16 protein-coding genes are annotated in these 15,712 nt (G+C 60.5%); 5 read left to right on the forward strand and 11 right to left on the reverse strand.

Annotated elements, in window-relative coordinates; translation table 11 throughout:
• On the forward strand, positions 1-301 hold a 301-nt coding region (locus APH42_RS21960; protein ID WP_060494202.1), incomplete at its 5' end, for a protease inhibitor I42 family protein.
• Positions 302-307: 6 nt separating this feature from the next.
• Here the strand turns inward: APH42_RS21960 and APH42_RS21965 are convergent.
• On the reverse strand, positions 308-1,243 hold the full coding sequence (locus APH42_RS21965) for an alpha-xenorhabdolysin family binary toxin subunit B (protein WP_012273918.1): 936 nt from the start codon (positions 1,241-1,243) through the stop codon (positions 308-310).
• Position 1,244: 1 nt separating this feature from the next.
• Positions 1,245-2,435 carry an alpha-xenorhabdolysin family binary toxin subunit A gene (locus APH42_RS21970; protein WP_060494203.1) on the reverse strand — a complete coding sequence of 397 codons (1,191 nt, stop codon included), beginning with the start codon at positions 2,433-2,435 and terminating at the stop codon, positions 1,245-1,247.
• A 202-nt stretch (positions 2,436-2,637) separates the two neighbouring features.
• On the opposite strand from APH42_RS21970, the gene cmoA reads away from it, so the two are divergent.
• Positions 2,638-3,381, forward strand: coding sequence for a carboxy-S-adenosyl-L-methionine synthase CmoA (gene cmoA / locus APH42_RS21975; protein ID WP_041166579.1), 744 nt, complete (start codon positions 2,638-2,640; stop codon positions 3,379-3,381).
• Positions 3,378-4,334, forward strand: coding sequence for a tRNA 5-methoxyuridine(34)/uridine 5-oxyacetic acid(34) synthase CmoB (cmoB, locus tag APH42_RS21980; RefSeq protein ID WP_012273921.1), 957 nt, complete (start codon positions 3,378-3,380; stop codon positions 4,332-4,334). The genes cmoA and cmoB overlap by 4 nt, the downstream gene beginning before the upstream one ends.
• A 69-nt stretch (positions 4,335-4,403) precedes the next feature.
• Here the strand turns inward: cmoB and APH42_RS21985 are convergent, their stop codons facing one another.
• Positions 4,404-4,607 (reverse strand): hypothetical protein, encoded by a 204-nt coding sequence (locus APH42_RS21985; protein WP_003252072.1) that lies wholly within the window; start codon positions 4,605-4,607, stop codon positions 4,404-4,406.
• A gap of 239 nt (positions 4,608-4,846) precedes the next feature.
• On the opposite strand from APH42_RS21985, the gene APH42_RS21990 reads away from it, so the two are divergent.
• Together APH42_RS21990 and APH42_RS21995 are read left to right on the forward strand one after the other, a co-directional pair.
• Complete coding sequence (locus APH42_RS21990) at positions 4,847-5,521, forward strand: heavy metal response regulator transcription factor (RefSeq protein WP_012273922.1); 675 nt, start codon at positions 4,847-4,849, stop codon at positions 5,519-5,521.
• Positions 5,518-6,900, forward strand: coding sequence for a heavy metal sensor histidine kinase (locus tag APH42_RS21995; protein WP_060494204.1), 1,383 nt, complete (start codon positions 5,518-5,520; stop codon positions 6,898-6,900). Before APH42_RS21990 ends, APH42_RS21995 begins: the two co-directional genes overlap by 4 nt.
• Positions 6,901-6,946: 46 nt before the next feature.
• Here the strand turns inward: APH42_RS21995 and pdxJ are convergent, their stop codons facing one another.
• The 8 genes from pdxJ to APH42_RS22035 form a co-directional block, all read right to left on the reverse strand.
• A complete protein-coding gene (gene pdxJ, locus APH42_RS22000; protein WP_218580762.1) occupies positions 6,947-7,669 on the reverse strand; it encodes a pyridoxine 5'-phosphate synthase in 723 nt (240 codons plus the stop codon).
• Positions 7,670-7,730: 61 nt separating this feature from the next.
• Positions 7,731-8,414 (reverse strand): DNA repair protein RecO, encoded by a 684-nt coding sequence (gene recO, locus APH42_RS22005; protein WP_060494205.1) that lies wholly within the window; start codon positions 8,412-8,414, stop codon positions 7,731-7,733.
• 124 nt (positions 8,415-8,538) lie between these two features.
• On the reverse strand, positions 8,539-9,441 hold the full coding sequence (gene era, locus APH42_RS22010) for a GTPase Era (RefSeq protein ID WP_012273926.1): 903 nt from the start codon (positions 9,439-9,441) through the stop codon (positions 8,539-8,541).
• Positions 9,434-10,123, reverse strand: coding sequence for a ribonuclease III (rnc, locus tag APH42_RS22015; protein ID WP_012273927.1), 690 nt, complete (start codon positions 10,121-10,123; stop codon positions 9,434-9,436). The genes era and rnc overlap by 8 nt, the downstream gene beginning before the upstream one ends.
• 163 nt (positions 10,124-10,286) lie before the next feature.
• Positions 10,287-11,141, reverse strand: coding sequence for a signal peptidase I (gene lepB / locus APH42_RS22020; RefSeq protein ID WP_012273928.1), 855 nt, complete (start codon positions 11,139-11,141; stop codon positions 10,287-10,289).
• 5 nt (positions 11,142-11,146) lie between these two features.
• On the reverse strand, positions 11,147-12,946 hold the full coding sequence (lepA, locus tag APH42_RS22025) for a translation elongation factor 4 (protein WP_041166580.1): 1,800 nt from the start codon (positions 12,944-12,946) through the stop codon (positions 11,147-11,149).
• 181 nt (positions 12,947-13,127) lie between these two features.
• Complete coding sequence (locus APH42_RS22030) at positions 13,128-14,528, reverse strand: DegQ family serine endoprotease (RefSeq protein ID WP_370739325.1); 1,401 nt, start codon at positions 14,526-14,528, stop codon at positions 13,128-13,130.
• 209 nt (positions 14,529-14,737) lie between these two features.
• A complete protein-coding gene (locus tag APH42_RS22035; RefSeq protein WP_012273931.1) occupies positions 14,738-15,703 on the reverse strand; it encodes a MucB/RseB C-terminal domain-containing protein in 966 nt (321 codons plus the stop codon).
• Positions 15,704-15,712: the final 9 nt, after the last annotated feature.

Consider the following 15,712-nt stretch of genomic DNA (forward strand, 5'->3'; position numbering starts at 1 on the left):
AAGCGAGTGCCCCAAGCGCCTGCAAGTCGGCCAGATCCTGACCCTGACCCTGCCCAGCAACCCCTCCACCGGCTACCGCTGGCGTGTTCAGGATGCAGCCTCAAGCGTGCTGCACAGCGTCGGCTCAGAGGTGTACAGTGCCCCGGAAGAAGAGGGTGTGGTCGGCAGCGCCGGTGTCTCCACCTGGCGCTTCCAAGCCAGCAACAGCGGGGATGCCCAACTGGTTCTGACCTACCAGCAGCCTTGGGCTGCTGATGTCGCCCCCGTGCAAACCTTCGACTGCAAGATTATCGTCCGCTAAGGGCGATCAACTGCGGTCATACATCAATTGCACCGCTTTCAGGTATTCGCAGAGCTCTTTCAGCGCGACCGTGGCGGTGTCCAAGTCCATCGTCGCGCTGAGTTTTACGGCCCGAGCCTGCCACTCCAGCTCCACCTTGCGAAGCTCGTGCAGCCAGTCATTCTTCAGTGGTTCGACACCTGACAAAGCCTTGACCGCTTCCAACTCATCCCGCGCCGTTTGCAGGGGGCGCTGCACCTGCCGTTGGTCACCCAGTGCTTCCTCGATTTTTTTATCAAGGCGAGCACGGGCCTCGCCCAAATCGCTGAATGTCCTGGCCCCTTCCAGCGCATCAGCGTGGCTGGCAAGCTTTTGCGCCACCGCCTTGAACAAATTGGCGTCGAACTTAGGGTCTGTGATCAACCCCATTATCTGGTCAATTTCTTCATCACTTGGGATGAGCCCCTTCAGTGCACTGGCAACCGAAGGTTTTTCGAACAACTCGATAGCCTGGACGATATCCGCCCGTTGTTGTCGCAGTTGTACCAACCGTTGTTCGAACAAAGCAGACTGGGCTTCAAGGGTGGCCGTTTTTTCTGCCAACGCCTCCAAAGAGTCGACCATCGCCGATAATGAAAAAAGTTCCAATCGCAGATTTTTCCCGACCAGCCGCGCCTGATACTGGCTCAGGCGGTCCAGAACACTGGCCAGCCGTTGGTGATTATCGGTTCCTCCCTTACCCGGAATGAAATCACGGTCCTCCAGTAACGTGATACCCCCTATCAAACTCTCCTTGAATCCACGCTCTACAGCCAGCAACAGCACACGCAATTCATCCAATTGCTCGCGTGCCCCTGGAAGCACGTTCATCTCCCACCTTTCCAGGCGCTGAAATATTTGGCCCTGTGCTTTATGCATTCGCACAAAATCAGGCATGACGTTTTCAATATTGGCAACATCCATGTCAAGCTTCCTCATATTCGTCAACCAGCTCATTGAACAGTTGGGACAGCGTGTGGCAGATATTTCCTATCTTGGCCCACGGTTTTATGACTTCGGAAAAATCATGCACGAAGGACTCGAGCTGGGTGATCGTACCCAGTTCCTTGGCTTCACTGACCGAGGTACTGGCATACGAGGCAAGGAACAACCAGACATCGGCCAAGCGCTTGGTCGCCGCCGACAGATCTTTGCATCTGAACTGCAAGTCCCTGACCAGCGTCGAAACACGCTCAAAGTCTTTCAAGGCAGGCGCCACCATGGCCAACGCACGCGCCAGCTCATCGCGCTGTTCAATCAACGCATTCTTCGTGGCCCTGATGCGTTCCGCCTGGCTGCCGAAAACGCCCCCGGTGATAACCAGACCAATCGGCCCTAACACCATACCGGTGAACGCATAACCCACATTGGCATCGTACTCGGACTTCAATTGATCGATCTGCTCATCCCATTGATCGAGCTGCCTGCGTTTCTCCAGGGTTCCCTCAGGGGACACCTTCTCATCGAAGTGCTTCAGCAAGCGCCCCATGCGCGGTTTGAGCTCACGTTTTATTTCATTGTTGAACCAGTTGGCACGCGCATCGACATCATCGATTCGCCGCTGAGTGCTTTCGATTTCTCTGACCAGCTCAGTGATGCCAGGCGTGAGCAGGTTTGTGATCTGAGCTTGCTCTTCCTCACTGAACTCCTGCGTGTAGACATTACCCCCTTGCTCAGCCTTGCGCTTTTTGAGTGCTGCGAAAACCTCGCTATTTTCAAGGTTATCCAGCAAGTTACCGCCACGCTGCACCAGGCTTTCAGCAAACAATTCAATTTCAGGACCTAACTGCTTGATACTGCGCTCCAGTATGTCCCATTCATAGACATGCCGGTGCAACGCAACATAAAGGTCATTGACCATCGTCACATCAACCCCTAGAGCACCGTAGTCGACCTCCCGTTCAATCTCTGCCTGCGTACGGGGTAGCTGATTGACGACATTGACGTATTTCTTGATAGCTTTAAGGTTCTCGGCCGTCAGTAAACTTCCGATTTGCTGACTGTTGCCCATCCGATTTCCAAGAAATGAAAAGTAGCGCTCCGGCAGCATTTTCACCTTGGCCATGGGGTCAAGTTCATCTACGGGCAGCGCTTCCCACCCAGTCGTCACATTCATAGTTCAATCCATAAGGCCAATAAATTAATTGCACTCAAAGCTTCCACTTGAACCGTACTCAATTCATTAAGCGCTGTAACTTAACGCTGTGGGAAAGTTCTTTAACCTCGGCATGAACCTTCCGTCCCTGAGCATTACCATGGCAAGATGCGTGGCCATTGGGATAAAATGCGCCCCCGTTTCACCCTGTATCGAGCCCGCCGTGAGCAAACAACCCGACCGCCTTTTCGCCCAACCCCTGGAGCAGGTGCCCGACTTCGTGTTCAACGAAGACGTGGTGCGCGTGTTCCCGGACATGATCAAGCGCTCGGTGCCCGGTTACCCCACCATCGTCGAGAACCTCGGCGTGCTGGCCGCACGATTCGCCCAGCCAAACACCGCGTTGTACGACTTGGGTGCCTCACTGGGTGCCGTCACCCAGTCGCTGCGTCGCCATGTACGCAGCGATGGCTGCAGGGTGATCGCGGTGGACAACTCCGCCGCCATGGTCGAGCGCTGCCGCCAGTACCTCACCGCCCAGGACTCGATGTTCCAGGAGTTGCTGCCGGTGCAAGTGCTGGAAGCCGATATCCTTGCCCTGCCCTTCGAGCCCGCCTCGGTGGTGGCGATGAACTTCACCCTGCAGTTCATCGCCCCCGACCAGCGCCTGGAACTGCTCGGGCGTATCCGCCAGGCGCTGCTGCCGGGTGGCGCACTGATCCTTTCGGAGAAACTGCGCTTCGCTGATGAGCAAGAGCAGGACCTGCTCAATGAACTGCACCTGGACTTCAAGCGGGCCAATGGCTACAGCGAACTGGAAATTGCCCAGAAGCGCAGCGCCATTGAAAACGTGATGAGGCCCGATACGCTCGAAGCCCATCAGGAGCGCCTGCGCGCTGCCGGCTTCTCGAAAGTGGTGCCCTGGTTCCAATGCCTTAACTTCGCCTCGTTGATAGCCCTGCCATGATCGATCTGTCCCCTCTCGTCCGCCGCCTGGCGGGTACGCCCCTGGCTTCCTGGTCGCAAGGCCTGCAAGCGCAACTGGAAGCCAAGCTGGAAAAGGGCCACGGTGACCTCGACCGCTGGCGCGGTGCACTCCAAGCCCTGCCCACCCTGCAACCCAGCGAAATAGACCTGGTCAACGGGCTACGCCTGGACTGCGACTGCGACGACGCCACCCGCGCGCAGATGCGCCAGGCACTGATGGGCCTGTCGCCTTGGCGCAAAGGGCCGTTCGACCTGTTTGGCGTGCATGTGGACACCGAGTGGCATTCGGACTGGAAATGGTCGCGGGTAAGCCCGCACCTGAACCTCAAGGGCAAGCGCGTGCTCGACGTTGGCTGTGGCAATGGCTACTACCAGTGGCGCATGCTCGGTGCCGGTGCGGACATGGTGATTGGCGTCGACCCCAACTGGCTGTTCTTCTGCCAGTTCCAGGCCGTGCAACAGTACCTGCCGGAGCTGCCAGCCTGGCACCTGCCGTTCGCCCTGGAGGACCTGCCCGCCAACCTGGAAGGTTTCGACACGGTATTTTCCATGGGTGTGTTCTACCACCGCCGCTCGCCCATCGAGCACCTGCTGGCGCTCAAGGACTGTTTGGTCAAAGGTGGCGAGCTGGTGCTGGAAACCCTGGTGATCGAAGGCGACGAAAACCAGGTGCTGGTGCCAGAGGACCGTTACGCACAGATGCGCAACGTCTGGTACCTGCCGTCGGTACCGGCCCTGGCCCGCTGGTTGCGCCGTGCCGGCTTCAGCGATGTACGCTGCGTCGACGTTAGTGTCACCAGCGTCGAGGAGCAGCGCAGCACCGAGTGGATGCGCTACCAGTCGCTGGGCGACTTCCTCGACCCGAACGACCATAGCAAAACCCTCGAAGGCCTACCGGCCCCTCGCCGCGCCACCCTGCTGGCGCGCAAATAAAAAAGGCGCCCGTCTGGGCGCCTGAATACACCTGCGGCGAGGAGCTGTCGCGGCGCAGGTGTTGTTACCTCAGTCCTTGGCCACCTCGCGGGCCTTCTCTTGCGCCTTGCGCTCGCGCTCCGCAACAGCCTGTTGCTTGTCACCGTGCAAGCGCTGCTGGTCTTCGCGGAAGGCTTGCCAGAACTGCTTCGAGCGCTCCGCACCGCCCTCGGCATAGACACTGGCGCTGCCCAGGGCAAGGGTGGCCAACAGCAGGTATTTGGTCAGGTTCATCGTGGTTGCCTCGTGATAACCGATCAGACATGGCCATCCTAGCGAGGGCTAGCTAACGACAAGGTGAGGCGGGGATTACAGTCCTGCAATGTGGCCCTGGCAGGCAGCCAGATTACGCCAGGATTACAAATCGGTTATCTGCGCCGCAGCGCCATTTGCATGCCGTAACATCCTGCTGCTTGACCCTGATGTCACTACAGGGTCGAGAATCGCCCCCCTTTCATCATACCGAGCAACCCATGCGCCTACTGATCATCGAGGACGAGCTGCGAACCGCCGACTATTTGCAACAAGGCCTGCGCGAGAACGGCTATGTGGTCGACTGCGCCCACACTGGCACCGATGGCCTGCACCTGGCCCGTCAACAGCCCTATGAGCTGGTCATTCTCGACGTCAACCTGCCTGAACTCGATGGCTGGACCGTGCTGCAACGCCTGCGCGCCGAGTCGGCAACGCGCATCATGATGCTTACCGCCCACGGCCGCCTGGCCGACCGGGTCAAAGGCCTGGACCTGGGCGCCGACGACTACCTGCTCAAACCCTTCGAGTTCCCTGAGCTGTTGGCGCGCATCCGCAGCCTGCTGCGCCGCAACGACCAGCAACTGCAGCCCAGCACCCTGCGGGTCGCCGACCTGGAACTGGACCCCGGCCGCCACCGCGCTTACCGCGCCGGACAGCGCATCGACCTGACCGCCAAGGAGTTCGCCCTGCTGCACCTGCTGATGCGCCAGACAGGCGAAGTGCTGTCGCGCACGCAGATCATTTCGCTGGTGTGGGACATGAACTTCGACTGCGACACCAACGTGGTCGAGGTCTCGATCCGGCGCCTGCGGGCCAAGATCGACGACCCGTTCGATAACAAGCTGATTCACACCCTGCGTGGCGTGGGCTATGTACTTGAGGCGCGCTTTTGAGAAACCCCAGCCTGTCACTGCGCCTGGGCCTGAGCGTGACACTGATGGGCGCCGCCCTGGTAATGCTGCTGGCCTGCCTGGCCGTGTTCGCCTTGGATCACGAACTGGACAGCCGCGCGCGCAAGGATCTGGCGCGCAAAATGTTGCAGGTCGAGCACAACCTGCGCGTCGACCTGCGCAGCGAAGACCTGGGCACCCGCGCCCATCCACTGCTCGACCTGGTGATGGGGCATGACAACCTGAGCCTCAGCGTGCTGGCGCTGGACGGCCGCCACCCGCACCTGCTCAGCCTCGGCCCAGCCCTGGAAGCGCGAGTCGGCGAACTGCACACCGATGCCCGCCTGGCCTTTCACGAATGGCGCGACAGCAGCGGCAACCAGATGCTCACCGTTACCCGGCAGATGCGCTTGCGCGACAACACGCCGGTCAAGGTGATGATGTCGCTCAACCGCGCCGACGACAACGCCCTGCTGCAGGCCTACCTGCACTCCACCTTGCTGGCGTTGCCGCTGCTGTTGGTCCTGATTGGTGCGGGTGCCTGGTGGCTGATGCAACGTGGCTTGAAGCCGTTGCGGCACTTCCGGCGCATTGCCGGGCAGGTGTCCGCCCAAGACTTGCAACACCGCCTGCCCTCTACCGGCTTGCCGCAAGAGCTGGCGGAACTGGCCAGCAGCATTAACGTGATGCTCGACCGCCTGGATCAGGGTGTCAGCCAGCTGTCGCAGTTCTCTGACGATTTGGCCCATGAACTGCGTACGCCGTTGAGCAACCTGATGGGCAAGACGCAGGTGACACTGGCCCGTGAGCGGGACAATGCGAACTATCGGGAAGTGCTGGAAGACAGCATCGAAGAGCTGACCCGGCTCAACCGCATCATCAACGACATGCTGTTTCTCGCCCAGGCCAACCAGCCGCAAGCACAAGTCGCGTTAAAACCCTTGGCGCTGGCTGACGAGACAGCGCGGGTTGTCGAGCTGTTTACTTTCAGTGCCGAGCTGAAGGCAGTTGAGCTACGCGTTCAGGGCTGGGGGACTGCACAGGGTGACCGGCTGATGTTCCAGCGAGCACTGTCGAACCTGTTGAGCAATGCCATTCGGCACAGCCCGGAAGGTGAGCCCGTCGAACTGCGTATCGAGCGTGCGGGCAACGAAGTACGGCTAGCGGTGGAGAACCGAGGGCCTGGTATTGCTGCAGAGCACCAGTCACGCTTGTTCGAACGGTTCTACCGGGTGGGCGCGGGGCGTTCGCGGTTGGAGGGCGGGACCGGTTTAGGGCTGGCAATCGTCAAATCGATCATGCAGTTGCATGGCGGTCGGGTCGAAGTGAGCAGCAGCCCCTTGGGGCCTACCCGCTTTACCCTGGTGTTTCCTGGCGAATGATCAGCTGCCTGTACCTGCGACAAAGCCGGTACAGGCAACCAACAAATCAGCGCGAAGCCGCTACGATCAGGGCTTTCATCTCCGCCACAGCAGCTTTGAAGCCAACGAACAAGGCATGTGCCACCAGCGCATGGCCGATGTTCAGTTCATTGATGCCTTTGATTGCCGCCACTGCCTCGACGTTGTGGTAATGCAACCCATGGCCAGCATTGACGATCAGCCCCTGCCCCACACCAAACGCCACACCATCGACGATACGCTTGAGTTCTTCAGCCACTTCGGTTGGGGTTTGGGCATCGGCATAACGCCCGGTGTGCAGCTCGATCGCCGGCGCGCCAACCCGACGCGAGGCCTCGATCTGCCGCTCATCGGCATCGATGAACAACGACACCTCGGCACCGGTACGCGCCAGGCGCTCCACAGCAGCCTTGATCCGAGCTTCCTGACCTGCCACATCCAGGCCACCTTCGGTGGTCAGTTCCTGACGGGTTTCGGGTACCAGGCAGATGTGTGCCGGGCGAATCTTCTCGGCAAACGCCATCATCTCTTCGGTAACGCCCATCTCGAAGTTCATGCGCGTCTGCAGCACATCCTTGAGCACCACCACATCCCGCTCCTGGATGTGCCGGCGGTCTTCGCGCAGGTGCACAGTGATGCCATCGGCGCCCGCTTCCTCGGCGTCCAGGGCAGCCTTGACCGGGTCAGGGTAACGCGTGCCACGGGCCTGGCGCAGGGTCGCCACGTGGTCGATGTTTACGCCAAGAAGCATGCGGTTGCTGTGAGTCACGAAAGGCTCTCCTGAAGATTGAGCCCCACAGCATACGTCGTGATCAGCGCTTGCGAAACAGTTCCCGGCTGACCAGCGGTTTTGCCCCCAGGTGAACCGCCAGTGCCTGGCGCATCAGGCGCTTGGCAGCCAGCAAGGCACCTGGGGCCTCCCAGTTGGCGTCGGCCAAAGCCAGCAGTTCGGTACCACGGAACAAGCCGGGTTGTGCCAACTCGACCCGCTCCAAGCCGGCATCCACGCGCAAACGGTACAGGCCGTCGGCAGCGACAGGTTGGTCATTAACGTCCTGTTGCAAGGAAAACGCATAACCGAGCTCGTCCAGCAGCCGCCATTCGAAAGAGCGCAGCAGCGGCTCCAGCGGGCGCCTGGCGCCCAAGGCCTGCAAGGTCAATGTGTAGTGCTCGAAAAGGGTCGGGAACGGCGCCTCGGCGGGCAGCAGGCGCATCAGCAATTCGTTGAGGTACAACCCGCTGAACAGGGCATCGCCGTGCAGCCAGGCGGCGGTACCAGCGCTGTCCATACGCCCGACATTCTTCAGCTCACCACGTCCACGCAGCTCCACCTCCAGCGGCACGAACGGCCGCACCAGGCTGCCCCCTTTGCTGCGCGCGCGGCGCAACACGGCGCGCACGCGGCCCTGGGGGGTGAAGAAGTCCACCAGCGCGCTGGTTTCCTTGTAGGCTCGGCTGTGCAGCACATAGGCTGGCTGGGGGGTGGGTTGGTCCATGCACTATCTCTGGGGGGCCAGATGTAATTGTGGGAGCGGGCTTGCCCGCGAAAGCGCCAGTGAGTCCACTATCGCATTCGCGGGCAGGCCCGCTCCCACAGGACGACCCGTGCGCTGAGGTAACTTACAGGTCGCCGTAGCCCAGAGAACGCAGGGCGCGCTCGTCGTCGGACCAGCCGCCTTTCACCTTGACCCACAGGTTGAGCATGACCTTGGAGTCGAACAGCACCTCCATGTCCTTGCGCGCCTCAGAGCCGATACGCTTGATACGCTCGCCCTTGTCGCCAATGATAATTTTCTTCTGGCCGTCGCGTTCAACCAGGATCAGCGCGTGAATGTGCAGCACATGGCCCTGCTGCTTGAACTCCTCGATCTCCACGGTGATCTGGTAAGGCAGCTCCGCACCCAACTGGCGCATGATTTTCTCGCGCACCAGCTCGGCAGCCAGGAAGCGGCTGCTGCGGTCGGTGATCTGGTCCTCCGGGAAGAAGTGATCGTTCTCGGGGAGGTGCTTGGCGATCTGTGCTTCCAGCGCGTCGAGGTTGTGCCCCTGCTGCGCGGAAATCGGCATGACTTCGGCGTTCGGCAGTTGCTCCTGCAGCCACTGCAGGTGCGGGATCAACTCGGCCTTCTCTTCCATGCGGTCGGTCTTGTTGACCGCAATGATCAACGGGCCGGTCACGTACTGCACACGCTCCAGCACCAGTTGATCCTCGTCGGTCCACTTGGTGCGGTCGACCACGAAGATCACCACGTCGACGTCCTTCAGGGCCGCCGAGGCGTTGCGGTTCATGTAGCGGTTCAAGGCCTTGTCGTTGGCCTTGTGCATACCAGGGGTATCAACGTAGATCGCCTGTACATCACCCTCGGTCTTGATGCCGAGCATGTTGTGGCGGGTGGTCTGCGGCTTGCGCGAAGTGATCGCGAGCTTCTGGCCCAGGATGTGGTTGAGCAGGGTCGACTTGCCCACGTTGGGGCGGCCGACAATGGCCACGTAGCCGCAGCGAGTCGGGTTGTTATCAGTCATTGCCATTCTCCACGCCCAGGGCGATCAGTGCAGACGCGGCGGCGACTTGCTCGGCGATACGCCGGCTAACGCCCTGACCACGGCTCTTGTTGTTCAGCAGTACCACTTCGCATTCGACGAAGAAGGTGCGGCAGTGCGGTTCACCCTGGATATCCACTACTTCGTAACGCGGCAGCTCACAGCTGCGCGACTGCAGGAACTCTTGCAGGCGGGTTTTCGGGTCCTTGTTGGTGTCGACCAGGGTCAGGCCCTCGAACTCGTCGGCCAGCCAGGCCAGGACGCGTTCCCGGGCAGTGTCCATGTCAGCGTCCAGGTAGATGGCACCAATCAGTGCCTCCAGGGCGTCGGCCAGGATCGACTCGCGACGGAAACCGCCACTTTTGAGCTCACCCGAACCCAGGCGCAGGTATTCGCCCAGGTCGAAACCACGGGCCAAGCGGGCCAGGGTCTCGCCCTTGACCAAGCGCGCGCGCAGGCGCGAAAGCTGGCCTTCGCGGGCCTGCGGGAAGCGCTCGAACAGCGCTTCGCCGGCGACGAAGTTGAGAATGGCATCGCCGAGAAACTCCAGGCGCTCATTGTTGCGCCCGGCGTAACTGCGATGGGTCAGCGCCAGGAGCATCTGGTCCTGGTTCTTGAAGGTGTAACCGAGCTTTCGCTCCAGACGGGCAAGGGAAGCAGTCATGCGGCCACCCGTTGGTTGTTCAACGCGTTGTTCAAATCAACATCCTGAAAGACTGTTTGGCTGTGGTGCGCCGCGCGATGTGCGGCGAATCTCCCGATCCCTGAGAACACAGCCTATGTCAGAAATGCATTCGGCGCTGTCTGCTGGACAGCGCCGATGGGTATCAATGGATCAGACCGACCCGCGACAGGTTGGGCAGATGGCTGAGTTTGGGCTCTGGCCAGCTCATCCACACCGCGAAGGCCTTGCCGACAATGTTCCTGTCCGGAACCATGCCGTGCAGTTCCTTGGGAATGTTCGGGTCATCCCAGAAACGGCTGTCGTTGGAGTTGTCGCGGTTGTCGCCCATCATGAAGTAATGGCCTGCCGGCACGGTCCACTGCTGGTCCGGCGGCATGCGATAACGGCTCATCTCCTTGCGGATCAGGTGTTCGGCCTCGCCGAGCTTTTCCTTGTACAGCTGCGCGCTGCCCAAGGTGCCCGGTTCGCTGCCCACCAGTTGTTCGGCAATCGGCTGGCCGTTGACGAACAACCGCTTGTCGTTGGTGTAGCGGACCACGTCGCCCGGCAGGCCTACTACACGCTTGATGTAGTTGACGTTCGGGTCGCTCGGGTAACGGAACACCATCACATCCCCGCGTTGCGGATCACCGACCTCGATGACCTTCTTGTCGATCACCGGCAGACGAATGCCGTACGAGAACTTGTTCACCAGGATGAAGTCGCCCACTTCCAGCGTCGGTTTCATCGAACCCGACGGGATCTGGAACGGCTCGACCAGGAACGAACGCAGCACCAGCACGATGAACAGCACCGGGAAGAACGACTTGCCGTACTCGACCAGCAACGGCTCCTTGTTCAGGCGTTCGACCACCGCCATCTCGGGCTGGCTGACGCTGCCCTGATAGTTGGCGATTGCCGCACGCCGGCGCGGGGCCAGGAACAGCAGGTCGATCAAGCCCAGCAGACCGCAGACGAAGACGGCGATGACTAGCAACAGCGGGAAATTTAGCGACATAGGACCTAGCTATCCAACCTGAGCACGGCGAGGAAGGCTTCTTGTGGAATCTCCACGTTGCCCACCTGTTTCATGCGTTTCTTACCGGCCTTCTGCTTCTCCAGCAGTTTCTTCTTACGGCTGACGTCACCACCGTAGCACTTGGCCAGTACGTTCTTTCTGAGCGCCTTGACGGTTGTCCGCGCAATGATCTGGCCGCCAATGGCTGCCTGGATCGCCACGTCGAACATCTGCCGAGGGATCAGTTCCTTCATCTTCTCGGTCAACGCTCGGCCTTTGTAGGCCGCGTTGTCACGGTGCACGATCAATGCCAAGGCATCGACCTTGTCGCCGTTGATCAGTACGTCCAGCTTGACCAGGTTGGCCGACTGGTAGCGATCGAAATGATAGTCCAGCGAAGCATAGCCGCGGCTGGTGGACTTGAGACGGTCGAAGAAGTCGAGCACCACTTCGTTCATCGGCATGTCGTAACGCACCTGCACCTGGCTGCCGAGGAACTGCATGTCGCGCTGAACGCCACGCTTCTCGATGCACAGGGTGATGACGTTGCCCAGGTGCTCCTGCGGCACCAGGATGGTCGCCGTGACGATCGGCTCGCGGAAGTCGGTGACGGACGAGACATCCGGCAGCTTCGACGGGTTGTCGACGACGATGGTTTCGCCGGTCTTGAGCTCGAGCTCGTAGATCACGCTCGGCGCCGTGGTGATCAGGTCCAGGTCGTATTCGCGCTCCAGGCGCTCCTGGATGATCTCCATGTGCAGCATGCCCAGGAAGCCGCAACGGAAGCCGAAGCCCAGTGCGTCGGAGCTTTCCGGCATGTACTGCAAGGACGAGTCGTTCAGGGTCAGCTTCTGCAGTGCATCGCGGAAGTCCTCGAAGTCGTCGGAGCTGACCGGGAACAGGCCGGCGTAAACCTGTGGCTGGATTTTCTTGAAACCAGCCAGCACTTCGACCTCAGGGGTCGACGACAGGGTCAGGGTGTCACCCACCGGCGCACCATGAATGTCCTTGATGCTGGCGATGATGAAGCCCACTTCACCGGCTTTCAGATCTGCGGTCTGGGTGTGTTTCGGGGTGAATACACCGACGCTGTCGACCAGGTGCACCTTGCCGGTGGACTTGACCAGAATCTTGTCGCCTTTCTTTACACGGCCATGGCGCACGCGCACCAGCGAGACCACGCCCAGGTAGTTGTCGAACCAGGAGTCGATGATCAGCGCTTGCAGCGGTGCATCGATTTCGCCTTCCGGCGCTGGGATGGTGTGCACCAGGCGCTCGAGCACCTCGTCCACGCCCATGCCGCTCTTGGCGCTGCAGGCCACGGCGTCGGTAGCGTCGATACCGATGATCTTCTCGATCTCGTCCTTGACGCGGTCCGGGTCGGCCTGGGGCAGGTCCATCTTGTTCAGGACCGGCATGACTTCCAGGCCCTGCTCGATGGCGGTGTAGCAGTTGGCCACGGACTGGGCTTCAACGCCCTGGCCAGCATCGACCACCAGCAGTGCACCTTCACAGGCCGCCAGCGAGCGCGAGACTTCGTAGGTGAAGTCGACGTGACCGGGGGTGTCGATGAAGTTCAGCTGGTAGGTTTTGCCGTCTTGCGCCTTGTAGTGAAGCGTGACGCTGTGGGCCTTGATGGTGATACCGCGCTCACGCTCCAGGTCCATGGAATCGAGCACCTGGGCTTCCATTTCGCGTGCCGACAGGCCACCGCACATCTGGATGAAACGGTCGGCCAGCGTCGACTTGCCATGGTCGATGTGGGCGATGATGGAGAAATTGCGGATATGACTCAAATCACTCACAGGTCAACACTCGAAAAGGCTGCGAGCCGGACGCCCGCCGAAAAATAGCCGGGAATTGTACCTTAAGCTGCTGGGATATGGGAGATTCCTCTGTCCGACTGTACACAGCAATCACCCCCGCAATTGTGAAGATTCATGAAAAAGGGCAGCCGAAGCTGCCCTTTTCGCCTTGCGAAACCGCTTATTCAGCAAGCTTGAAGGTGATGAAGCTGGCGCGCCCCTGACGCAGGACGCGCATCGATACCGAACGGTTCTTCGGCAGTTCCTTGGCGATTTCGGTGAATTCCTTGGCCGAACCGATGGCCTGGTTGTTCAGGTGGCTGATGACATCACCCGGGCGCAGGCCAATCATGGCTGCGGGGCCATCCTGCACTTCCTTGATGACCACGCCTCCCTTGAGCTCCAGGGATTTCTTCTGCTCGGCGGTCAGGTCGGCCACCGATACGCCCAGGCGGTTGCTGCTGCGCTCGGCGCTGCCTTCGGCGCCAGTGCCAATGTCGGCATCGTCGTCCGGCAGTGCGCCCACGCTGATGTCCAGGTTCTGACGCTTGCCGTTGCGGATGATTTCCAGCTTGGCCTTCTCGCCATCCTTGAGGCCGCCAACCAGGTGCGGCAGGTCGGCCGACATGACGATAGGCTGGCCGTTCATGCTGAGGATCACGTCACCCACCTGCAGGCCGCCCTTGGCAGCCGGGCCGTTTTCCAATACCTGGGCCACCAGGGCACCCGCAGGCTTGTCCAGGCCGAAGGATTCAGCCAGGTCCTTGTTGACCTCCTGAATCACTACACCCAGCCAGCCACGGCTGACCTTGCCGTCTTTTTTCAGCTGGTTGGAGACATCGATCGCCACATCGATCGGGATGGCGAACGACAAGCCCATGAAACCGCCAGAACGGGTGAAGATCTGCGAGTTGATACCCACCACTTCGCCCTTCATGTTGAACAGCGGACCACCGGAGTTACCCGGGTTGATGGCCACGTCGGTTTGGATGAACGGTACGTAGGTGTCATTGGGCAGGGTCCGGCCCTTGGCGCTGACGATACCTTTGGTCACCGAATGGTCGAAGCCGAACGGCGAACCGATGGCCAGTACCCACTCACCCACCTTGAGCTTCTCGGAATCACCCAGCTTCACGATCGGCAGGTTCTTGCCCTCGACCTTCAGCAGGGCCACGTCGGTACGCGGGTCGGTGCCGACCAATTTGGCCTGCAGCTCGCTGCGGTCCGACAGGCGGACGATGATCTCGTCGGCGTCGGCGACCACGTGGTTGTTGGTGAGCACGTAGCCATCACTGGAAATGATGAAGCCCGAGCCCAGCGACTGCGCCTCGCGCTGGCGGTCACCACGTGGCGAGCGCGGCTGCTGCGGCATGTTGCGTTCGAAGAACTCGCGGAACATCGGCGGCAGGCCTTCCAGGTCCGGCATCTGCCCTGCAGCGATGCGGCGATCCGGCAGCTTCTGCTTGGTACTGATGTTGACCACCGCCGGCGAGGCCTGCTCGACCAGGGTGGTGAAGTCCGGCAGGGCTTCCTCGGCCTGGGCGGTGAGCACCTGGCCGAGCATGAGCACGGCGGCGAACATCGTTAGGTAGGATTTCAAGCGTGGTATTGACATACGGCTCCCGTCACAACGAGCGGTAGTTTAGAAAGACCCCTGCACAAAGCAGGAAAGGCCAGGCTCCAAGAAGCCTGACCTATAGAAAATTTGCCGAAGGATTGCAAATGACAATGCTTTAATTTCATTTCAGCCGTATGTCCACCTGCCTTGGCATGGCCCGCAAAAGCACGCCATTACTGACGTGCCTGGGCATCCTGTGGGCGCATCGACAAGGCGACACGTTCTGCCGTACCCAGTGGTATTTCGCCAACCACGGTCACCATCACTTTGCCTTTGGGCGTGTTCAGACGGCGCGAGACAGCGGAAGTCGGGCCCAGCTGGGTGCGCATGTCCGTACCGCCATCATCGTTCACTTGTTCGAGGAACACCGAGAAACGCGCCAGGCCATCGTCATACATAAGGCTGCTGACCGAGCTGTTGCGTTTGGAGTCCTGGCGCACCGAACTGTTGACCAGTTCGAAACCAGGTGGCAACCAGTCCGAACGCCAGCCGGCGACCGTGTCATTGCTGCCGGACGCCACATGCTGCACCGGTTTGCACGCGGCACTGGGGCGCAGGTCAGCATCACTGGGTAATTCGTCGGTATCGAGGCGAGTCATCTGGAAGCGCTCCAGCAACTGCCCCTTGTCGTTGAGCATCAACGAGCGCAGCGGCAGGCCAGTGTTACGGTCCAGATGCAATTCGAACGCATAGCGGTGCTGGTCGCGTGGCGTGAGCGTGACGATCACGGCGTCGCGCCCGGCGACCCGTGACTTGCCTGCCACACTCAAATCGTACCAGCCCATCAGTTTCAGCGGATCAAGTACACGTGGCGCGGTATCCGGCGGCGTCGTAACACCGCTGACCAAGGCCCCGCTGACACACGCCACCTTGCCATCCACGCGCACGATTTCCTGGGCGGCGCCATCGAGCTGCAACAGCCGCTCGCTGACCTTGCCGTCCTCGACCCTGTGCCAGATATCGTGGGAAGAGAAGCTGCCGTTGCGTTCGTAGACGAAAGAGCCTTGATAGCTCTGTTTTTGCTCGGCCTGTGCCAGCTTGTTCAGCCATTCACTCGCCTCGGGCGAGGAGTTGGCCGCCAATGCTGGCACCGTCATGCAGCTGCCAATCAGCAGCGACAGGAGAGGTAGCGCGCGCATGATCCTCCT

It is taken from the genome of Pseudomonas sp. NBRC 111140, from assembly GCF_001320885.1.
GTDB classification, from domain to species: Bacteria; Pseudomonadota; Gammaproteobacteria; order Pseudomonadales; family Pseudomonadaceae; genus Aquipseudomonas; species Aquipseudomonas putida_P.